Here is a 15,961-nt window from a genome sequence, read left to right on the forward strand (position 1 = left end):
GCGATGGCGCCGGAAGGTTGAACAAGAAGATGAGTGACTTGTGGGAGGTCCAGGTGTGCCTTTCTCGTCGAAAGGACATCTCCCTAGAAAGGAGGTGATCCAGCCGCAGGTTCCCCTACGGCTACCTTGTTACGACTTAGCGCCAGTCACTGAGTTTACCTTCGACGGCTCCCTCCCGAAGGTTAGGCCACCGGCTTCGGGTACCCCCAGCTTCCATCGCTTGACGGGCGGTGTGTACAAGGCCCGGGAACGTATTCACCGTAGTATGGCTGACCTACGATTACTAGCGATTCCGGCTTCATGGAGTCGAGTTGCAGACTCCAATCCGAACTTGGACCGACTTTTTGGGATTCGCTCCACCTCGCGGTATTGCTGCCCTTTGTGTCGGCCATTGTAGCACGTGTGTCGCCCTGGACATAAGGGCCATGATGACTTGACGTCATCCCCACCTTCCTCCGGTTTATCACCGGCAGTCCCCGTAGAGTCCCCGGCATGATCCGCTGGCAACTACGGGCAAGGGTTGCGCTCGTTGCGGGACTTAACCCAACATCTCACGACACGAGCTGACGACAGCCATGCAGCACCTGTGACGGCTCCCCGAAGGGTCCCCCCCTGTTTCCAGGGAAGTACCACCGACATGTCAAGCCCAGGTAAGGTTCTTCGCGTTGCTTCGAATTAAACCACATGCTCCACCGCTTGTGCGGGCCCCCGTCAATTCCTTTGAGTTTCAGCCTTGCGGCCGTAATCCCCAGGCGGGGCACTTAATGCGTTAGCTGCGGCACCGAAAGGACCAAGCCTCCCGACACCTAGTGCCCAGCGTTTACGGCGTGGACTACCAGGGTATCTAATCCTGTTTGCTCCCCACGCTTTCGCGCTTCAGCGTCAGATAAGGCCCAGCGAGCCGCCTTCGCCGCAGATGTTCTTCCCGATATCTACGCATTCCACCGCTACACCGGGAATTCCGCTCGCCTCTACCTTTCTCTAGCCATGCAGTATCGGGTGCAGTGCACGGGGTTGAGCCCCGGCATTTCACACCCGACTTACGAGGCCGCCTACGCGCCCTTTACGCCCAGTAATTCCGAACAACGCTCGCTCCCCCCGTATTACCGCGGCTGCTGGCACGGAGTTAGCCGGAGCTTCCTCTGGTGGTACCGTCAGTCCTGCCGGGTATTATTCGACAAGGTGTTCGTCCCACCTGACAGGGGTTTACAACCCTAGGGCCTTCCTCCCCCACGCGGCGTCGCTGCGTCAAGCTTTCGCCCATTGCGCAATATTCCCCACTGCTGCCTCCCGTAGGAGTCTGGGCCGTGTCTCAGTCCCAATGTGGCTGATCACGCTCTCACGTCAGCTACCCGTCATAGCCTTGGTAGGCCGTTACCCCACCAACAAGCTGATAGGCCGCGAGCTCATCCGAAGGCGCCAGCATAGAAGAGGCCGGCTTTCACGTCGGGCACCCACTCCCGACGCTGTACGCGGTATTGGTCCAGGTTTCCCTGGGGTATCCCCCACCTTCGGGCAGATCGCTCACGTATTACTCACCCGTTCGCCGCTCTACTAGGTTCCCGAAGGAACCGTTCTCGCACGACTTGCATGTGTAAGGCACGCCGCCAGCGTTCGTCCTGAGCCAGGATCAAACTCTCCATATGAGAATTTGGTTTGAGCGCGTTCGGCCGAAGCCGGTCCGCACTCGAGACCTGGTTGAACGCAGAGCACCCCGTCCGGTCGCGAGACCGTCGGGGCTTCACGTTCGGAAATCACTTTGGTTTCCCATCGAGCCACGAGAAGTGATGCCCATGGCTCTCAATCGGGCCCACAAGTCACTCACACCTTCTTGTCAAAAAGCGATCGCGGAAGGGCGCATGCCCTCCCGCGAGGACCCCAAGGCTACCGACCCGGGGGCGGCTTGTCAATGTTCCGCGAGGGGTCCGGAGATCGTCCCCGGGGAACGACCGAAATGCGGAGGGGTGAGCGACGGGATTCGAACCCGCGACCTCCAGGGCCACAACCTGGCGCTCTGACCACCTGAGCTACGCCCACCGCGTCGTTCGCGCCCCGTCGCGGGGCCGCGAGCGCGACAATCTAGAGGAAAGGCGCGTCCCTTGCGAGTCGCCCGCGCCCGCGCCGGGCGGACGAGGGATTCGGCAGGGTGCGGCGGTGCGGTCTCCGTGGTAACGTGCCTCTCCGTAACGAGGAAACCTCCGGAGTGATCGGCGCGTACGAACGAGCGATGACCGAACAGCCCAACGAACCCGGCCGCGGCGGCCCCGAGGGCCCGGTGCCTCCGTACGCCGTTGTGCCGCTCGTCGCGGCTCCCCCCCAGCCGCCGGCGGAACAGGCGCCGGACGACGGCGACCGGTACACGAACGGGGTCGGCTTCGCCCTCTGGTGCTGCGCCCTCGTCGGCGCGTGCGGGATCCACCGCTTCTATCTGGGGATGTACTTCACGGGCATCATCTGGCTGCTGACGTTCGGTCTCGTTGGCTTCGGCCAGTTCTTCGACCTCTTCCGAATGAAGCGGCTCGTGCGGACGGCGAACATCCGCGATGGGTATCTGCCGCACCCTCGCCTCGCCAAGGGCGCCGAACCCTCCGCCCCGTCACGGCAGCTCGCTTCGGCGGACACCAAGCAGCAGATCCTGCTGAAGGCGGCGCAGGCGAACGGCGGACTTCTGACGGTGACTCAGGGCGTCCTCGCTTCGGGCCTGAGCTTCGATGAGGTGGAGGAAGCCCTGCGGGAAATGGTCGTGAAGGGACACGTGGACGTGGACAACGCCGCCGACAGCGGGGTGATCGTGTACCGTTTTCCGGGCCTGGCCGGCCCCTTCAAGTGACGAGCCGGCCGCTCCCGCATTCCTCCGAACTCCCGCCCGCCTCCCTCGAGGGATGGTATGTCCTCCATCAGTCGATCGAACTCGACTGGGCCGGCCTCAAGGGTGCGGATCCGGCGGAAACCCGGGCGGCGCTGAGGAGCTTCGCCGCGCTGGCGGAGAGGTGGTCCGGGGGATCGGAGCCGGGCTGGTCCGGGGTCTACCGCGTGACGGGGGGCGGGATCGATTTTCTCATCCTCCATTTCCGGGACACGTTCGACCGGCTCGTTGAAGCGGTGCGTGAACTGAAGCTCTCCGCCTGGGGCGATCACGCGCTTGTCCGCGAGGAGTACCTGTCCGTGGTGGAACTGGGTCTCTATTCCCTGACCCGGGAGCTTTCCGGGAGGATCGATCCGGGGGACCGCGAAGCGTGGGACGCGGCCCTGACGGACGCCCTCGCGGAGGAGCGCGGGAAGGGATACGTGCGGCGCCGGCTCGAGCCGAGACAGCCAGAGCACATGCCGTACGTCTGCTACTACCCGATGGACAAGCGACGCAACCCGGGACAGAACTGGTACCGGCTTTCGCTGGAGGAGCGGGCGGAGTTGATGGCGGCGCACGGCAGGTTGGGACGGCGCTTCGCGGGCAGGATTTCCCAGGTCATCAGCGGATCGATGGGCCTGGACGACTGGGAGTGGGCCGTGACGCTGTGGGCGGGGGATCCGCTCGAATTCAAGGCCATCATCAGCGAGATGCGCTACGACGCGGCGAGCGCCGACTACGCGGAGTTCGGTCCCTTTCTGGTCGGAAAGCGGATGCCCGAAACGGAGTACGAGACCCTGCTCTCCTCCGAGGCCACCCCGTGAGCGGGCTGCCGCCTCCCGTCACGCTCTCGGAAAAGCTCACGGTTTCCGATGTCGTCGCGGTGGCGCGCGAAGCGTCGACCGTCTCGGCACTGGACGGGGACGCGCGCGAGCGGGTGGAGGCGAGCCGGAACACGGTGGTGGAGGCGCTGGCTCGGCCCGGGGCCCGGATCTACGGGATCACCACAGGCTACGGGGCGCTTTCCGGAACCCGCATCGCGGCGGCGGATGCGGCCCGGCTGTCGTGGAACCTGATCCTCAAGTGCGCGGCGGGGACGGGTCCGCCGCTGCCCGAGGACTGGGTGCGGGCGATGCTGCTCGTCCGGGCGAACTCGCTGGCACTGGGCGCGTCGGGGGTGCGCCCGGTGATCATCGACACGCTGGTCCGGATGCTGAACCGGGGCGTCACGCCGGTGGTTCCCGGCAAGGGCTCGCTCGGGGCGAGCGGGGACCTCGCCCCCCTCGCACACATGGCCGCCGTCGCGACCCGCGCCCCCGGGCCGGACCAGGGCGCCGACGGGGGCGAGGATTCAACGGCGTTCAGCGGCGAAGCCTGGTTCGAAGGCCGACGCATGGACGGGGCGAGCGCGATGGCCGCCGCCGGGATCTCCCGCCCGGGCCTGCAGGCCAAGGAAGGGCTGGCGTTGACGAACGGGACCACGATGATGGTCGCGGGCGCGGCGCTGCAACTCCACGACGCCCGCCGCCTGCTCCTGCACGCGGAGTTGGCGGCGGCGCTGAGCTTCGAGGCGTTGCTGGCCCGTTCCGCCGCGCTGAACCCGGCGCTGCACGAGGCGAACAACCAGCCGGGGCAGATCGGAACCGCGGCGCGGCTCAGGGCGCTCCTCTCCGGGAGCGGACTCATCGATGCGGACGCCGACCGGGTACAGGACGCCTACAGCCTGCGCTGCACGCCCCAGGTCATCGGGCCGGTGCACGACATGGTCGGGTTCCTGTGGGGGCGGGTGGAAGCATCGCTCAACGCGGTGTCGGACAATCCGCTGGTGTTCCCCGCCGACGGACAGGATCCGGGCGCCGTCGTGTCGGGCGGCAATTTCCACGGCGCGGGGCCGGCGCTGTGGCTCGACACACTGGGGATCGCGCTTGCGGACGTGGCGAGCCTGTCGGATCGCCGCGTGTTCCGCATGCTGACGCCGGAACTTTCCGCGGGGCTTCCCGCCATGCTCGTGGAGTCTCCGGGGCTGCACGGCGGCCTGATGTCGCTCCAGTACACGGGGGCCGCACTCGTGTCCGACAACAAGACGCTCGCGCATCCGGACTCCGTCGACTCGATTCCGACGAGCGCGAACCAGGAGGACCACGTGAGCATGGGAGCGAATGCGGCCCGCCACACGCGCGAGATCCTCGACAACACGCGCACGGTGCTCGCGATCGAGTTGCTCAGCGCCGCCCAGGGCGTCTACCTCCGCCGCCCCGAGGGCCCGGATCGACTGGGCCCCGGTACGCGGGCCGTATACGACACCGTGCGCGAATGCGTCCCCCCGGTGATCGCGGACCGCTCCCTGGCAGCGGATGTCGCGCGCCTGGAGGCGGTCATCGACGACGGGACGCTGGAACGGGCGGCCCGCCGCGCCCTGGGCGATCTCTGGTCTCCCGCGCCACGCTGAACCCCGGGTGGCTCCTCTGCGAGCCCAACGTGAGCGAGGGGCGCGACCCGCGCAGGATGGCCCGCTTCGCGGCCGCCGTCGATGAAACTCGCGGCGTCGAACTCCTCCACAGATCGGCCGACCCGGACCACCATCGCATGGTGCTCGCCTACCGGGGGGCTCCCGAAGCCGTGGTCCGCGCGACGTCCGCGCTCGCGGCGGCCGTGTACGCCGAAGTCGATCTGCGGCGGCACCGGGGCGAGCACCCGCGGATCGGCGCACTGGATGTCGTCCCCTTCGTGCGCGGCCCGCGGTGTCCCGAGGCCGAGGCGCTCCGGGCGTCCCGCTCCTTCGGCGAGTGGGCGGCGGCGCGCTCGGTCCCGGTCTTCCTTTACGAACGGGCCGCGACGAACCCGGACCGGACTTCCCTTCCCGGCATCCGGTCCGGGCAGTTCGAGGGTCTGGCCGGGAAGTTGTCACACCCCGGATGGAGGCCGGATCTCGGTCCTCCGGCCCCCCATCCGTCGCTCGGCGCCGTCGTCGTCGGGGTGCGAGAGGCCCTCGTGCGCTTCAACGTGAACCTCGACACGACACAGCCGGGACCCGCTCGCCGCATCGCCGCGGCGATCCGGGAATCGGGCGGCGGGCTGCCGTGCGTCCGCGCACTCGGAATCCCGCTGCGGCGGAGGGGATTGACGCAGGTGTCCATGAACCTGACCCGCTACGCCGTGACCGGGGTTCGCACGGCGTACGAGCGCGTCGCCGAAGGCGCGCGGGCGGAGGGTGTGGCGCTGGCGGGTTGCGAGTTCATCGGTCCGGTGCCTGCGGAGGCGATCCGCGGCCTCGACCTCTCGCGACTGGACGCGGATCTCGCCCCGGACCAGATATTGGAGTTGCCGCGGACCCGGGACAGCGGAGAGGGAGGAAAGGGATGAAACCGACCGGACCGATCCAGGCGCCGAGGGGAACGACGCTTTCCTGCAAGGGATGGCACCAGGAGGCGGCCCTCCGGATGCTGATGAACAACCTCGACCCGGACGTGGCGGAGCGCCCCGGAGACCTCGTCGTGTACGGGGGCGCGGGCAAGGCGGCGCGTGACTGGGCCGCGTACGCGAAGATCGTGGAAACGCTGCGCCGGCTGGATAACGACGAAACCCTGCTCGTCCAGAGCGGGAAGCCGGTCGGCGTGTTCCGCACCCACGACGAAGCGCCGCGCGTGCTCATCGCGAACGCCCACCTCGTCCCCCGCTGGGGGGATATCGACGAGTTCCGGCGTCTCGATGCCCTGGGACTCACGATGTACGGGCAGATGACCGCGGGTTCGTGGATCTACATCGGCACGCAGGGGATCCTCCAGGGGACCTACGAGACGTTCGCGGAAATCGCGCGGCAGCACTTCGGGGGCTCTCTGGCGGGGCGGCTCGTGGTGACCGCCGGGTTGGGGGGGATGGGGGGCGCCCAGCCGCTCGCCGCGACGATGAACGGGGGGGCCTTCCTCGGGGTCGAGGTCCGGGAGGACCGCATTCGCCGGCGCCTCGACACGGGCTACTGCGACCGCATGACGACGGATCTCGACGAGGCGCTGGAGTTGCTCTCCGCCGCCATGGACCGGGGGGAGGCGCTCTCGGTGGCCCTGCTCGGGAACATCGCCGAAGTCCTGCCCGCGCTCGCGGAGCGCGGCGTCGTGCCCGACGTGCTCACGGATCAGACCTCGGCGCACGACCTCCGTCTCGGCTACATCCCCGCGGGCCTGTCCGTGGAAGAGGCCGAGGCGCTGAGCCTCTCCGACCCGGACGCATACGTCGAGCGGGTACTCGATTCGATGGTGACGCACGTGTCGGCCATGCTCGCGCTCCGGGCGCGAGGCGCGATCGCGTTCGACTACGGGAACAACCTCCGCGGCCAGGTGGCCGACCTGCGCGGGATGGCGGAGGCCTTCGACATTCCCGGCTTCGTGCCGGCCTTCATTCGACCCCTTTTCTGCCGGGGCGCGGGCCCCTTCCGCTGGGCCGCCCTCTCCGGCGATCCGGAGGACATCGCGGCGACGGACGCGGCGGTCCTCGAGACGTTCCCGGAGAAGGAGGCGCTGGGCCGCTGGATCCGCCAGGCGCGCGAGCGGGTGCGCTTCCAGGGTCTCCCCTCCCGCATCTGCTGGCTCGAGTACGGCGAACGCGCGGAAATGGGCGAGCGCTTCAACTGGCTCGTGAAGACCGGACGGGTGCGGGCGCCCATCGTGATCGGGCGCGACCACCTCGACACCGGCTCCGTGGCTTCGCCGAACCGGGAGACCGAGGGAATGCGGGACGGTTCCGACGCGATCGCGGACTGGCCGCTGCTGAATGCGATGCTCAACACCGCCTGCGGGGCGAGCTGGGTCTCGATTCACAACGGGGGCGGCGTCGGCATCGGGTACTCCACGCACGCGGGCATGGTGTGCGTGGCCGACGGGACGGCATCCGGCAGCCGACGGCTGGAGCGCGTGCTCACGGCGGATCCGGGGACCGGAGTCATGCGACACGCGGACGCGGGGTATCCGGAAGCGATCCGCACCGCCCGCGAGCGCGGCGTCGACCTTCCCATGCTCGAATAGCCGCCGGCTCGCCGCGATGCCGCGCCTCACGAACATCGGCTGTCTCGCCACCTGCGCGAACCCTGTCGGCCAGGACGACATCGGGCTCATCCGGGATGCGGCGCTCGTGTGGCGGGACGGGGTCGTGCGCTGGACCGGGCCGGCCGCGGCGCTTCCCCCGGAGTATCGGCATGAGGCCGAGTGGGATGCCGCAGGGCGCTTCGTCATCCCGGGGCTCGTGGATGCCCATACGCACCTCGCCTTCGGCGGCTGGCGAGCGGGCGAGTTCGCGGACCGCATCCAAGGTCGGGACTACCTGGAGATCGCCGCCGCCGGAGGCGGGATCAAATCGACGGTGCGGGCGACCCGCGCACTCGACGAGGATGCGCTCCTCGACCGCTCGCGCGCGTTCCTGTCCGGGATGGTCTCGCTCGGGATCACGACGGTCGAGGCGAAGAGCGGGTACGGGCTGGACCTCGAGACGGAACTCCGACTCCTGCGGGTGTACCGGCGACTCGATGAGATGGGACCTGCGCGGATCGTCGCGACGTGCCTCGCCGCGCACGTCGTCCCGCCGGAATGGGCCGGGGACCGGGCGGGCTACGTCCGACTCACCACCGAGGAGATCCTGCCGGCAGTGGCCGAGGAGGGGCTGGCGGATTTCTGCGATGTGTTCGTCGAGGATTCGGCCTTCTCCGCCGCCGAGGCGCGGCGGATCTGTGAACGGGGATCCGAACTCGGGTTACGCCCGAAACTCCATGTGGATCAGCTCACCGGTGGTGGCGGTGCCGAACTCGCGGCGTCTCTCGGGGCCGCCTCGGCGGACCACCTGGAGTACGTGTCGGAGGCCGGGATCGACGCGCTCGCGGCGGCCGGCGTCGTCGGGGTCACCCTTCCTCTCGCCAGCCTCTACCTGAACCAGGCTCCGCCTCCGGCCCGGGCCCTCATCGACGGGGGCGTCGCGGTGGCCGTGGCCAGCGATTTCAACCCCGGCACGGCCCCATCCTATCACCTTCCCTTCGCTATGACGCTCGCGTGCACGCGACAGCGGATGGCGCCCGCCGAAGTGCTCAAGGGGGCGACGCGCTACGCGGCCCGGGCCCTCGGCCGCGAAGGCGAAGCGGGGTCGCTGGAGCCGGGAGCCGCGGCGGATTTCGCGGTCATCGATGCCCCGGACGTGGAACACTGGCTTTACCACCTGCGCCCCAACGCGTGCGTCGCGACCGTAATCGCGGGTGAGATCCGACACGGCGGTCTCCGGGGAGCCTAGGCGGCTTTGCGGCGCCCGAAGTCAGGCGCCGGGATCCACGACGGCATCGAGCGGGGCGGCGCCCCCATCCAACCCGATGACCGCACGGTTCCAGCCGCCCTCCTGCCGGCGGACGAGGCGCAGCATCTCCGTCGCGGCGTCGAGCAGGTCTGCGGCAATCAGCTTTCCGGCGTAGCTCTCCCGGATCGTGCGCACGGGCGTGTGTCCGACGACGTGAATGGCGGCATCGAAACGCTCCAGGACGGCGTCGAGGTGGCCCCCGAGCGTGTCGGCGAGCACGAGGTCCCGATACCAGAGCACGCTCTCCGATCCGAAGAAGAAGTCGTACCGGCGGTAGATCTGGGCCGAATCGAGCCGGGTTTCGCGCGCGAATTCCTCGAGGAACGCCGCGTCCCGCCATCTCGTGAACAGCGGCTCCGCGATGAAAGTCTCCAGGGTGTCCTGATACTCCTCGAGCGAGATGTCGACGTATGCCGGACTCACGCCCCCGTGCGCGAACAGCAGATCCTCCAGTCGAACCAGCCCCGGCTTGGCGGCGATCCAGCGTCCGAGGACGGACGTGTCAGGATCGAACAGCTCCTCGTAGGACATGCCGTGCCAGTCGCCGATCGATTGTTCCTTCGGGGCCACGTAGCGCAGGTCGCCGGACAGGACCATCGCTTCATGGTTGCCGAGGAGCGTGATGACCCGGCCGCCGGCCGCGTGCGCCTCCCGTTCCAGGCCGTAGATGAACCAGAGGAGACGGGTCACGTCTTCCCCCCGGTCGAACAGGTCTCCGAGAAAGGCGACCGCGGCGCGGCCACCCGTCCAGCGCAGTTCCGCGTCGATCAGACCGGCCACCCCGAGCAGCGAGACGACGCGGTCGAACTCGCCGTGCACATCCCCGAACACGAACACGGAGTCGTGCCCGCCGAGGTCGACTTCCGGCGAGGGAGGCTCCATCCAGATCCGGGTCCGGTGCAGGGCCGTGGCCCCCCCGGCATCGTCCGGCTGTTCCGCCCCGTATTCGAGCGTGATTTCGGGCGCCCGGACCCGCAGCCGAGCCGCGTGTGCGTACCCGCGGTCCGTCCTTTGCTCATCGACCACGCGTCCATCCACGATCGCCCGGACCCGCCCGGACCGCACCTCCTCAGTAATCCAGCGCATGTCGAGGCCGCGTCCGGTGACCCCGACGTAGAGCCCGTATTCCCCCGCCAGGCGCAAACCGGCCTGTCCCGTTGGCGGGCGAGCCCCGGCCCGTCGCGGCCCGTCGCCGGAAGCGGGCGCGGAGGCGCCGGTCCACCCCACCCCCGCGACGGCGACGGCACAGTACAGGAGACCGGACACCCGACGGGGGAGCTTCAGGGGAGCAACTCGTAACGGCCTTCGTCCACCCACTCGATGAGGCGGACGATGCGCCGGTGCATGGCCCGGATCTCCGACTCCGTGAGTCCGAGCTGAATCCGTTCGCCATCGCTCCGAACCCCGCGGCCGGGATCGAGATTCTCCGTCGGCTCCACCTCCACGAAGTTCCCGTCCCGCAGCTCGAACTGGACGAGGACCCCGAGTTGCGCCTGCAACCCCTCGAGCGAGACGTCGCGCAGCCGGTCGATGGCGGAGGCCGGGTAGCGGTCGAGGCGCAGATCGCGCCACCGCGTGCCGCGGTCGCTCTCCTCGCTCGCGAACGCCACGCCGTTGTCGACGCTGAACACGCGGGGCCACTCGGGATCCATCGACTGCACGAAGTTCCCACGGTTCGAATCGCTGTGGCCGATGACGTAGGTGAGGAGGTTGAAGTTCCCGAGCAGACGCTCGTAGACCTCGTCCTCCTCGAGCCGGTCGTCGTCGGGCAGATCGTCGGGAAGATCGACGTTGAACATCCAGTACTGGAGCGCGACGAGCGTCATCGGCCACTCGTCGAACGTCCGTTCCGGAGGGTTGGCGGCATCCCCCGTCCGGGCGACCGTGGCCCGGACGGCGTCGATGGGGAAGGCGCGGATCGCGGTCGGAGGGACGACCCGTTCCCGCTCGTCGAGGAAGAGCAGCTGGACGTCGTGGGCCGCCAGTTCGTAGCGGGGCCGGTTGTTGAACTCGTCCGCCCCCTCGCCGGCCGGAGCGTACTTGACCTGGAGCACATGGTCGCCGGATTGCAGCGTCACGCGGTAGGTGCGCTCGCCGGGAAGGCCGCGGGACGGCTGTACGTCGAGGACCTGGATTTCCCCTTCGCGGAGGATCCTGTCGATCTCGGCGATGGGGAGGAGAAAGTTCGCGTCCTGGGCCGTCGCCGGCGCCGCCGCGGCGGCCGCCCCCGCGACGAAGAGCACTGCGCGGAACAGATCGGCGCATCGCATCATTCCGCAGCCTCCTTCCGGGCGGGACCCGTGGGCTGCCGAAGCGGCAGGTGTACGTCGAACGTCGTCCCCCGTCCCGGTTCGCTCTCGACCGAGATGTCCCCTCCGTGCTGGTGTACGATCTGGAGTGTGATCGCGAGACCCAGCCCCATCCCGATCCGCTCGCCCTTGGTCGTGAATCCGGGTTCGAAGATCTCCCCGATGACGTCGCTCGGGATGCCCCGGCCCGTGTCGGCGATGCGGACGCGCGCGCGGTCCCCTTCCACGCGCGTCCCGATCGTGAGTACGCCGCCATCCATGGCCTGGGCCGCGTTGTGCACGAGGTTCATGAACACCTGGTTGATCCGGTTCGGATGGCACACCACGAGCGGCAGATCGCCGAAGTCGCGCACGACCTCGACCTTTCTCAATTCGTGCCCCAGAAGCGCCAGCGTGCCCTCGATCCCTTCGTGAAGCTCCACGGGACGAGGCTCGGAGGTCGTGGGCCGGCCGAAATTCTTCAGGTTCTGTACGAGGTTCACCATGCGTTCCACGGCGATACCGTTGGTTCGCAGCACCGACTCGGTGGCGCGCACGACGCGACGGACTTCATCGAGTTCGTCCGGCGTGACGACTTCATCCTCGAGGATGTCCCCGAGCTTCAGGAGCGCCCGCTCGATGACGTGGTGGTTGCTGTTCAGCGCTCCCAGCGGAGTGTTGAGTTCGTGCGCGATCCCGGCGACCAGCGTACCCAGCGTCGCGAGGCGGGCCTGCGTGATCTCCCGGGCGGTCGGCCCCAGTCCCGGCTCGCTCAAAGGAAGGCCTGGATCCATCGCTGCCGGAGTCCGGCGAGTTCGTCGTGCGCCGCCTCGAGTTCGGCCATGCGTTCGGTCAGCTCGCTGAAGAGCAGGCTTCGCTCGACTCCGTTGCGGATGGCGAAGGCGAGCGCGTCGTTGTCCCACGGCTTCTCAAGGTACTGGTAGAGCCCGGCCTCGTTGATGGCCAGGATGGCGTTCTCCTTGTCGGCGTAGCCGGTGAGCAGGATCCGGGTCGCCTCCGGCCGGATCCCGCGAGCGCGCGTAAGGAACTGCACTCCGTCCAGGTCGGGCATCATGAGGTCGGCCACGATCGCGTGGACGGGTTCCTTCTCGAGGTGGGCGAGGGCGGCGCGCGCGGACGTGAAGGGGCGCACCAGGTGGTCCGTCTCCAGCTCCAGGAACCCCTGGATGGCGTCGACGACCATGTCCTCGTCATCGACGACCATCACGGTGCCGGCGTCCGGTCTGATCTCATCCATGCCGGATCATGTCATCGCCAGGCCGCGAACGCGACTCGCGAGCCCGTGCAGGAGGTCGAGGCCGAGTTCGGGGTGGTCGATGAGAAGGTCGCGAAAGTCCTCCCTGGTGATGCGCAGCACGCGGGTGGACTCGACGGCGTGCGCTTCGACGAGACTGGGGTGTTCGTCGATCAACGCCCACGTCCCGAACGCCTCTCCATCCGTAATGGAAATCGATCCCTCCCCCGCCGCCCCCTCGAGCGAGACTTCGCCGTGGATCACGAGGTAGAGGGCGTCCGTGGGCTCCCCCCTGCGGATGAACACGGCATCCGGCCGCACCTCGACCTCCCTCGCGATGGAGGCGATGAGCGCGAGTTGCCGACTCTTCACGCCCGAGAGGAGGTCCACGCTCTGCAGGCGAAACACTTTTTCGATCAGTTCCATCTCTTCCTCGTCTCGTTCGTCTCCCGGATCCCGCGCGGGGGTCGCGGCCCGCCGCGCGAGGCGTCGCGCCACCAGCGCCAGCGCCGGTTCCGCCGGCGCGAAACCGCCGAGGGCCCCTCCCATCGCGTCGCGGTCGATTTCGAAGGAGGTCCGGAGCGCACACCTCGCGATCCAGGCGTCCTCATCGTCCCACAGCTCCCGCAGGACCTCTCCCGGCTCGCGCGAAGGCTCCGCCGGGGCCTCCTCGGCGAGCACCGGCCTGAGGTCGGAGAAGGTGCGGTGTCCGACCGTGGTCTCGATCCACTCCAGGGCGTTCGCGCGGCGGCGCGGCCGCCCGCTCTCGAGGGCCAGGTAGCTGCGCCTCATCGGCTGCTCGGGATATACGAGCCCCAGCCACCGAAAGACACTCGCCCGCCGATCCCGCCTCGCCTCGTCAAGCGCTCGGAGGAGCAGCGTCCGGGGCATCGATTCCGGCACACCCTCGAGTGCGGCGGCGCCGCGAGCGTAGCGCAGGGACGCCTGCACCTCGCGCTCCACGGCCTCGAGTACCCTCTCCGCCGGAAAAGTGAGGTGCTCGTGCCGCGTGCGCAGCCGGTGGAGCGATACGAGGGCCTGGTCGTCGAGCGCCTGTTCGGTTTCCGGCAACAGATAGGACGTGACGAGGGCGTCGATCGTCGCGGGGGTCGCGATCTCGCCGAGTACGCTCGCGACGCCCCGGCGTACCCAGGGGTCGGCGGCCGGGTCGGAAAGTGCGGCAAGCAGAGGGGTGACGATCTCTTCGCCCCGCCCCGCGAGGCCGTCGCGTGCCGCGCTCCGGGTCCGGGGGATGGCGAGAGACGCGATGGCCGCCCGCACGAGGGCCGGCCGGGGGAGCCGCGATGCGCTCCGCACGGCCGCCGCCGCGACATCATCGCGGGGATGGGCGACGAGTTCGAGCAGAATGCCCTCCACCGCGGGGTGGCCGGGAACGAGGCCCGCCGCTATCGCCAACTCTCGGGCGCCGGACCCTTCGAGCGCTCCCTTTTCATGTTCCCGCAGCAGGTGTTCGAAACGGGGGGTCGCGATGCGTTCGGCCCGGCTGGCGCCGAAGTCGCTGAAGAGGCAGTCGAACGCGGCGGAGCGGGCGTTCGTCGACTCCGAGTCGAGGAGGGGGATGAGCACATCGCGGGCGCGCGGCGCCGCCTTCAGGGCGAGGAGCCGGGCGGCGGCGCGCCGCACGGCCGAATCCGGATCCTCGAGCCGGGCCCGCACCGCCTCCTCGTTCGAGAGGCCGGGGGCCCGGGCAAGCGATCGCAGCGCCCGCGCCCGGAGGCCGGGGTTCTCGTGCTCGAGGAGGCCGTACAGTTCCGGCGAGAGCGCCTCGATGTCCTCCGGCGTGGCGCCGCGCAGCAAGTCGAAGGCGAACGCGACCTTCAGCGGCCGCTCATCCCGGAGGGCGTCGCGCGCGAGCGCCAGCGCACCCACGTCGGCCATCGACACGAAGGTCCCGCGCAGGCTCGCGAAGCGGCCCTCGAAGGATTGAGCCAGGCTCGTCACGTACGACTTTCGCACTCTGAGGAAGGCGAGCAGCAGGACGCCCGCCAGACCGACGCCGACGACCCCGAGGATGATGAGCCGGCCCGTGATCGTCAGGCCGGCGAGAGCGAGGGAGGGGATCGCGATGAGCACCCCGGAAAGCGCCTTCCCCAACCCCTTCTCCACCGCCACGTCGATGTACGACTTCGCCTTGAGCTTGATGTCATCCGGGACGGGGACATAGAGGATCTCGCGGCCCGTGCGCTCGGCGGAATAGCGGAACGTCTTCTCCGTCGTCCGGGCCCCGACGGCGACGGCGAGCGCGGCGGCCGAGAGCCACACGGCGGCCGCGAGCGCCCCGGTTGCGAGGATCACGGCCACGGGGAAGATGATGACGGCGACCCCGGCGCCCCAGCGGCGCAGGACCGGACGCAGCGCGAGGAGGACGACGATCGGGAGCCATTGCGTGAGGACATCCACGAAGGCCAGGAAGCCCGCGATCGCGCCCAGGTCGGCGAAGACCTCGCGCGTGAGCGTGTTGTACTGGTAGTCGATGAACTGCTTGACGACGATCGTCAGGAGCACCGTGGCCGCGATGAGCCGCACCTGCGGGTTCGCCGCCATGCGCCGCAGGTCGCTGCGCTGGAGTTCGGGATCGTCCGCGTGCGCGTACTCCGGCGGCGGCGCCGGGGGCTCCCGCGACCAGACGAGGACGAGGCCGCCGGACAGCACGAGGAGCGCGGCGCCCGCCACGAGAAGCAGGTTCTCCGACGGTCCCCCTCCGGAGGTGAATACGGTCGTGAGGAGCGCTCCGAGCGTGGCCCCGGCCGAACCCGAGGCGATGACGATCGGATAGGCGCGCTTCGCATCGCGCGCGTTGTAGAAGACCTGCGTCGCGATGTAGAAGTGCGTGACGAGCGAGGCCGCCAACACGTCGTACCACCCGTAAAAGACGAGCCCGAACCACGCCGCCCCCGGTTGGTAGATGAGGCGGAAGGCGACCATGCTCAGGGCGAAGAACGCCGCCGTAAGCGGGATGAGGCGGCGCCAGGAGATGCGGTCCGACAGGTAGTTGTAGAACGGAGCGACGACCACCACGGCCGCGCTGATGAAGTAGACCTGGTAGAAATCGCCCGCGGCGAGTCCCGAGAGAGCGAAGGCGCTGCGCAGGGGACGCAGGATCCCGATGACGAAGAGGACGAGCGCCGCCAACCCCATCATGGCGAGCAGCTTCCCCGCCCCGGCCCTCCGCGCGAAGACCCCGCCGAGCCTCACGTCTTCTCCTTCGACGGGGTGGCTTCG

At 68.9% G+C, this 15,961-nt stretch carries 11 protein-coding genes, 1 tRNA gene and 1 rRNA gene; 6 read left to right on the forward strand and 7 right to left on the reverse strand.

From position 1 onward, the window contains the following. Window positions 1-87 precede the first annotated feature (87 nt). Both ACOGXI_RS03695 and ACOGXI_RS03700 read right to left on the reverse strand, forming a co-directional pair. Window positions 88-1,646: ribosomal RNA gene (locus ACOGXI_RS03695) — 16S ribosomal RNA — on the reverse strand. A gap of 317 nt (window positions 1,647-1,963) precedes the next feature. Beyond that, window positions 1,964-2,037, reverse strand: a tRNA-His gene (locus ACOGXI_RS03700). 190 nt (window positions 2,038-2,227) lie between these two features. Here ACOGXI_RS03700 and ACOGXI_RS03705 point away from each other — a divergent pair. Genes ACOGXI_RS03705 through hutI form a run of 6 tightly spaced genes read left to right on the forward strand, consistent with a single transcriptional unit; the run spans window position 2,228 to window position 9,115 of the window. Beyond that, the gene (locus ACOGXI_RS03705; protein ID WP_419937539.1) at window positions 2,228-2,830 is read left to right on the forward strand and encodes an NINE protein; all 603 of its coding nucleotides are present in this window, start codon (window positions 2,228-2,230) and stop codon (window positions 2,828-2,830) included. Then, window positions 2,827-3,672, forward strand: coding sequence for a chlorite dismutase family protein (locus ACOGXI_RS03710; RefSeq protein WP_419937540.1), 846 nt, complete (start codon window positions 2,827-2,829; stop codon window positions 3,670-3,672). Before ACOGXI_RS03705 ends, ACOGXI_RS03710 begins: the two co-directional genes overlap by 4 nt. After that, a complete protein-coding gene (hutH, locus tag ACOGXI_RS03715; RefSeq protein WP_419937541.1) occupies window positions 3,669-5,297 on the forward strand; it encodes a histidine ammonia-lyase in 1,629 nt (542 codons plus the stop codon). The genes ACOGXI_RS03710 and hutH overlap by 4 nt, the downstream gene beginning before the upstream one ends. After that, window positions 5,294-6,211 (forward strand): glutamate formimidoyltransferase, encoded by a 918-nt coding sequence (gene ftcD, locus ACOGXI_RS03720; protein WP_419940151.1) that lies wholly within the window; start codon window positions 5,294-5,296, stop codon window positions 6,209-6,211. The genes hutH and ftcD overlap by 4 nt, the downstream gene beginning before the upstream one ends. After that, window positions 6,208-7,866, forward strand: coding sequence for a urocanate hydratase (hutU, locus tag ACOGXI_RS03725; RefSeq protein ID WP_419937542.1), 1,659 nt, complete (start codon window positions 6,208-6,210; stop codon window positions 7,864-7,866). Before ftcD ends, hutU begins: the two co-directional genes overlap by 4 nt. 16 nt (window positions 7,867-7,882) lie before the next feature. Continuing rightward, window positions 7,883-9,115 (forward strand): imidazolonepropionase, encoded by a 1,233-nt coding sequence (hutI, locus tag ACOGXI_RS03730; protein ID WP_419937543.1) that lies wholly within the window; start codon window positions 7,883-7,885, stop codon window positions 9,113-9,115. 21 nt (window positions 9,116-9,136) lie between these two features. Here hutI and ACOGXI_RS03735 read toward each other — a convergent pair whose 3' ends face one another. The 5 genes from ACOGXI_RS03735 to ACOGXI_RS03755 form a co-directional block, all read right to left on the reverse strand. Further along, window positions 9,137-10,318 carry a metallophosphoesterase gene (locus ACOGXI_RS03735; RefSeq protein WP_419937544.1) on the reverse strand — a complete coding sequence of 394 codons (1,182 nt, stop codon included), beginning with the start codon at window positions 10,316-10,318 and terminating at the stop codon, window positions 9,137-9,139. Window positions 10,319-10,455: 137 nt separating this feature from the next. Then, entirely contained in the window at window positions 10,456-11,448 is a 993-nt protein-coding gene (locus ACOGXI_RS03740) for a hypothetical protein (RefSeq protein WP_419937545.1), read from the reverse strand. Next, on the reverse strand, window positions 11,445-12,239 hold the full coding sequence (locus ACOGXI_RS03745) for a sensor histidine kinase (protein ID WP_419937546.1): 795 nt from the start codon (window positions 12,237-12,239) through the stop codon (window positions 11,445-11,447). Before ACOGXI_RS03745 ends, ACOGXI_RS03740 begins: the two co-directional genes overlap by 4 nt. Beyond that, the gene (locus ACOGXI_RS03750) at window positions 12,236-12,721 is read right to left on the reverse strand and encodes a response regulator (RefSeq protein ID WP_419937547.1); all 486 of its coding nucleotides are present in this window, start codon (window positions 12,719-12,721) and stop codon (window positions 12,236-12,238) included. The genes ACOGXI_RS03745 and ACOGXI_RS03750 overlap by 4 nt, the downstream gene beginning before the upstream one ends. A gap of 6 nt (window positions 12,722-12,727) precedes the next feature. Further along, window positions 12,728-15,934: a HEAT repeat domain-containing protein gene (locus tag ACOGXI_RS03755; protein WP_419937548.1), complete on the reverse strand. Its 3,207-nt coding sequence runs from the start codon at window positions 15,932-15,934 to the stop codon at window positions 12,728-12,730. Window positions 15,935-15,961 lie beyond the last annotated feature (27 nt).

Source organism: Candidatus Palauibacter sp., assembly GCF_965208055.1.
In the GTDB taxonomy this organism is placed as follows: domain Bacteria; phylum Gemmatimonadota; class Gemmatimonadetes; order Palauibacterales; family Palauibacteraceae; genus Palauibacter.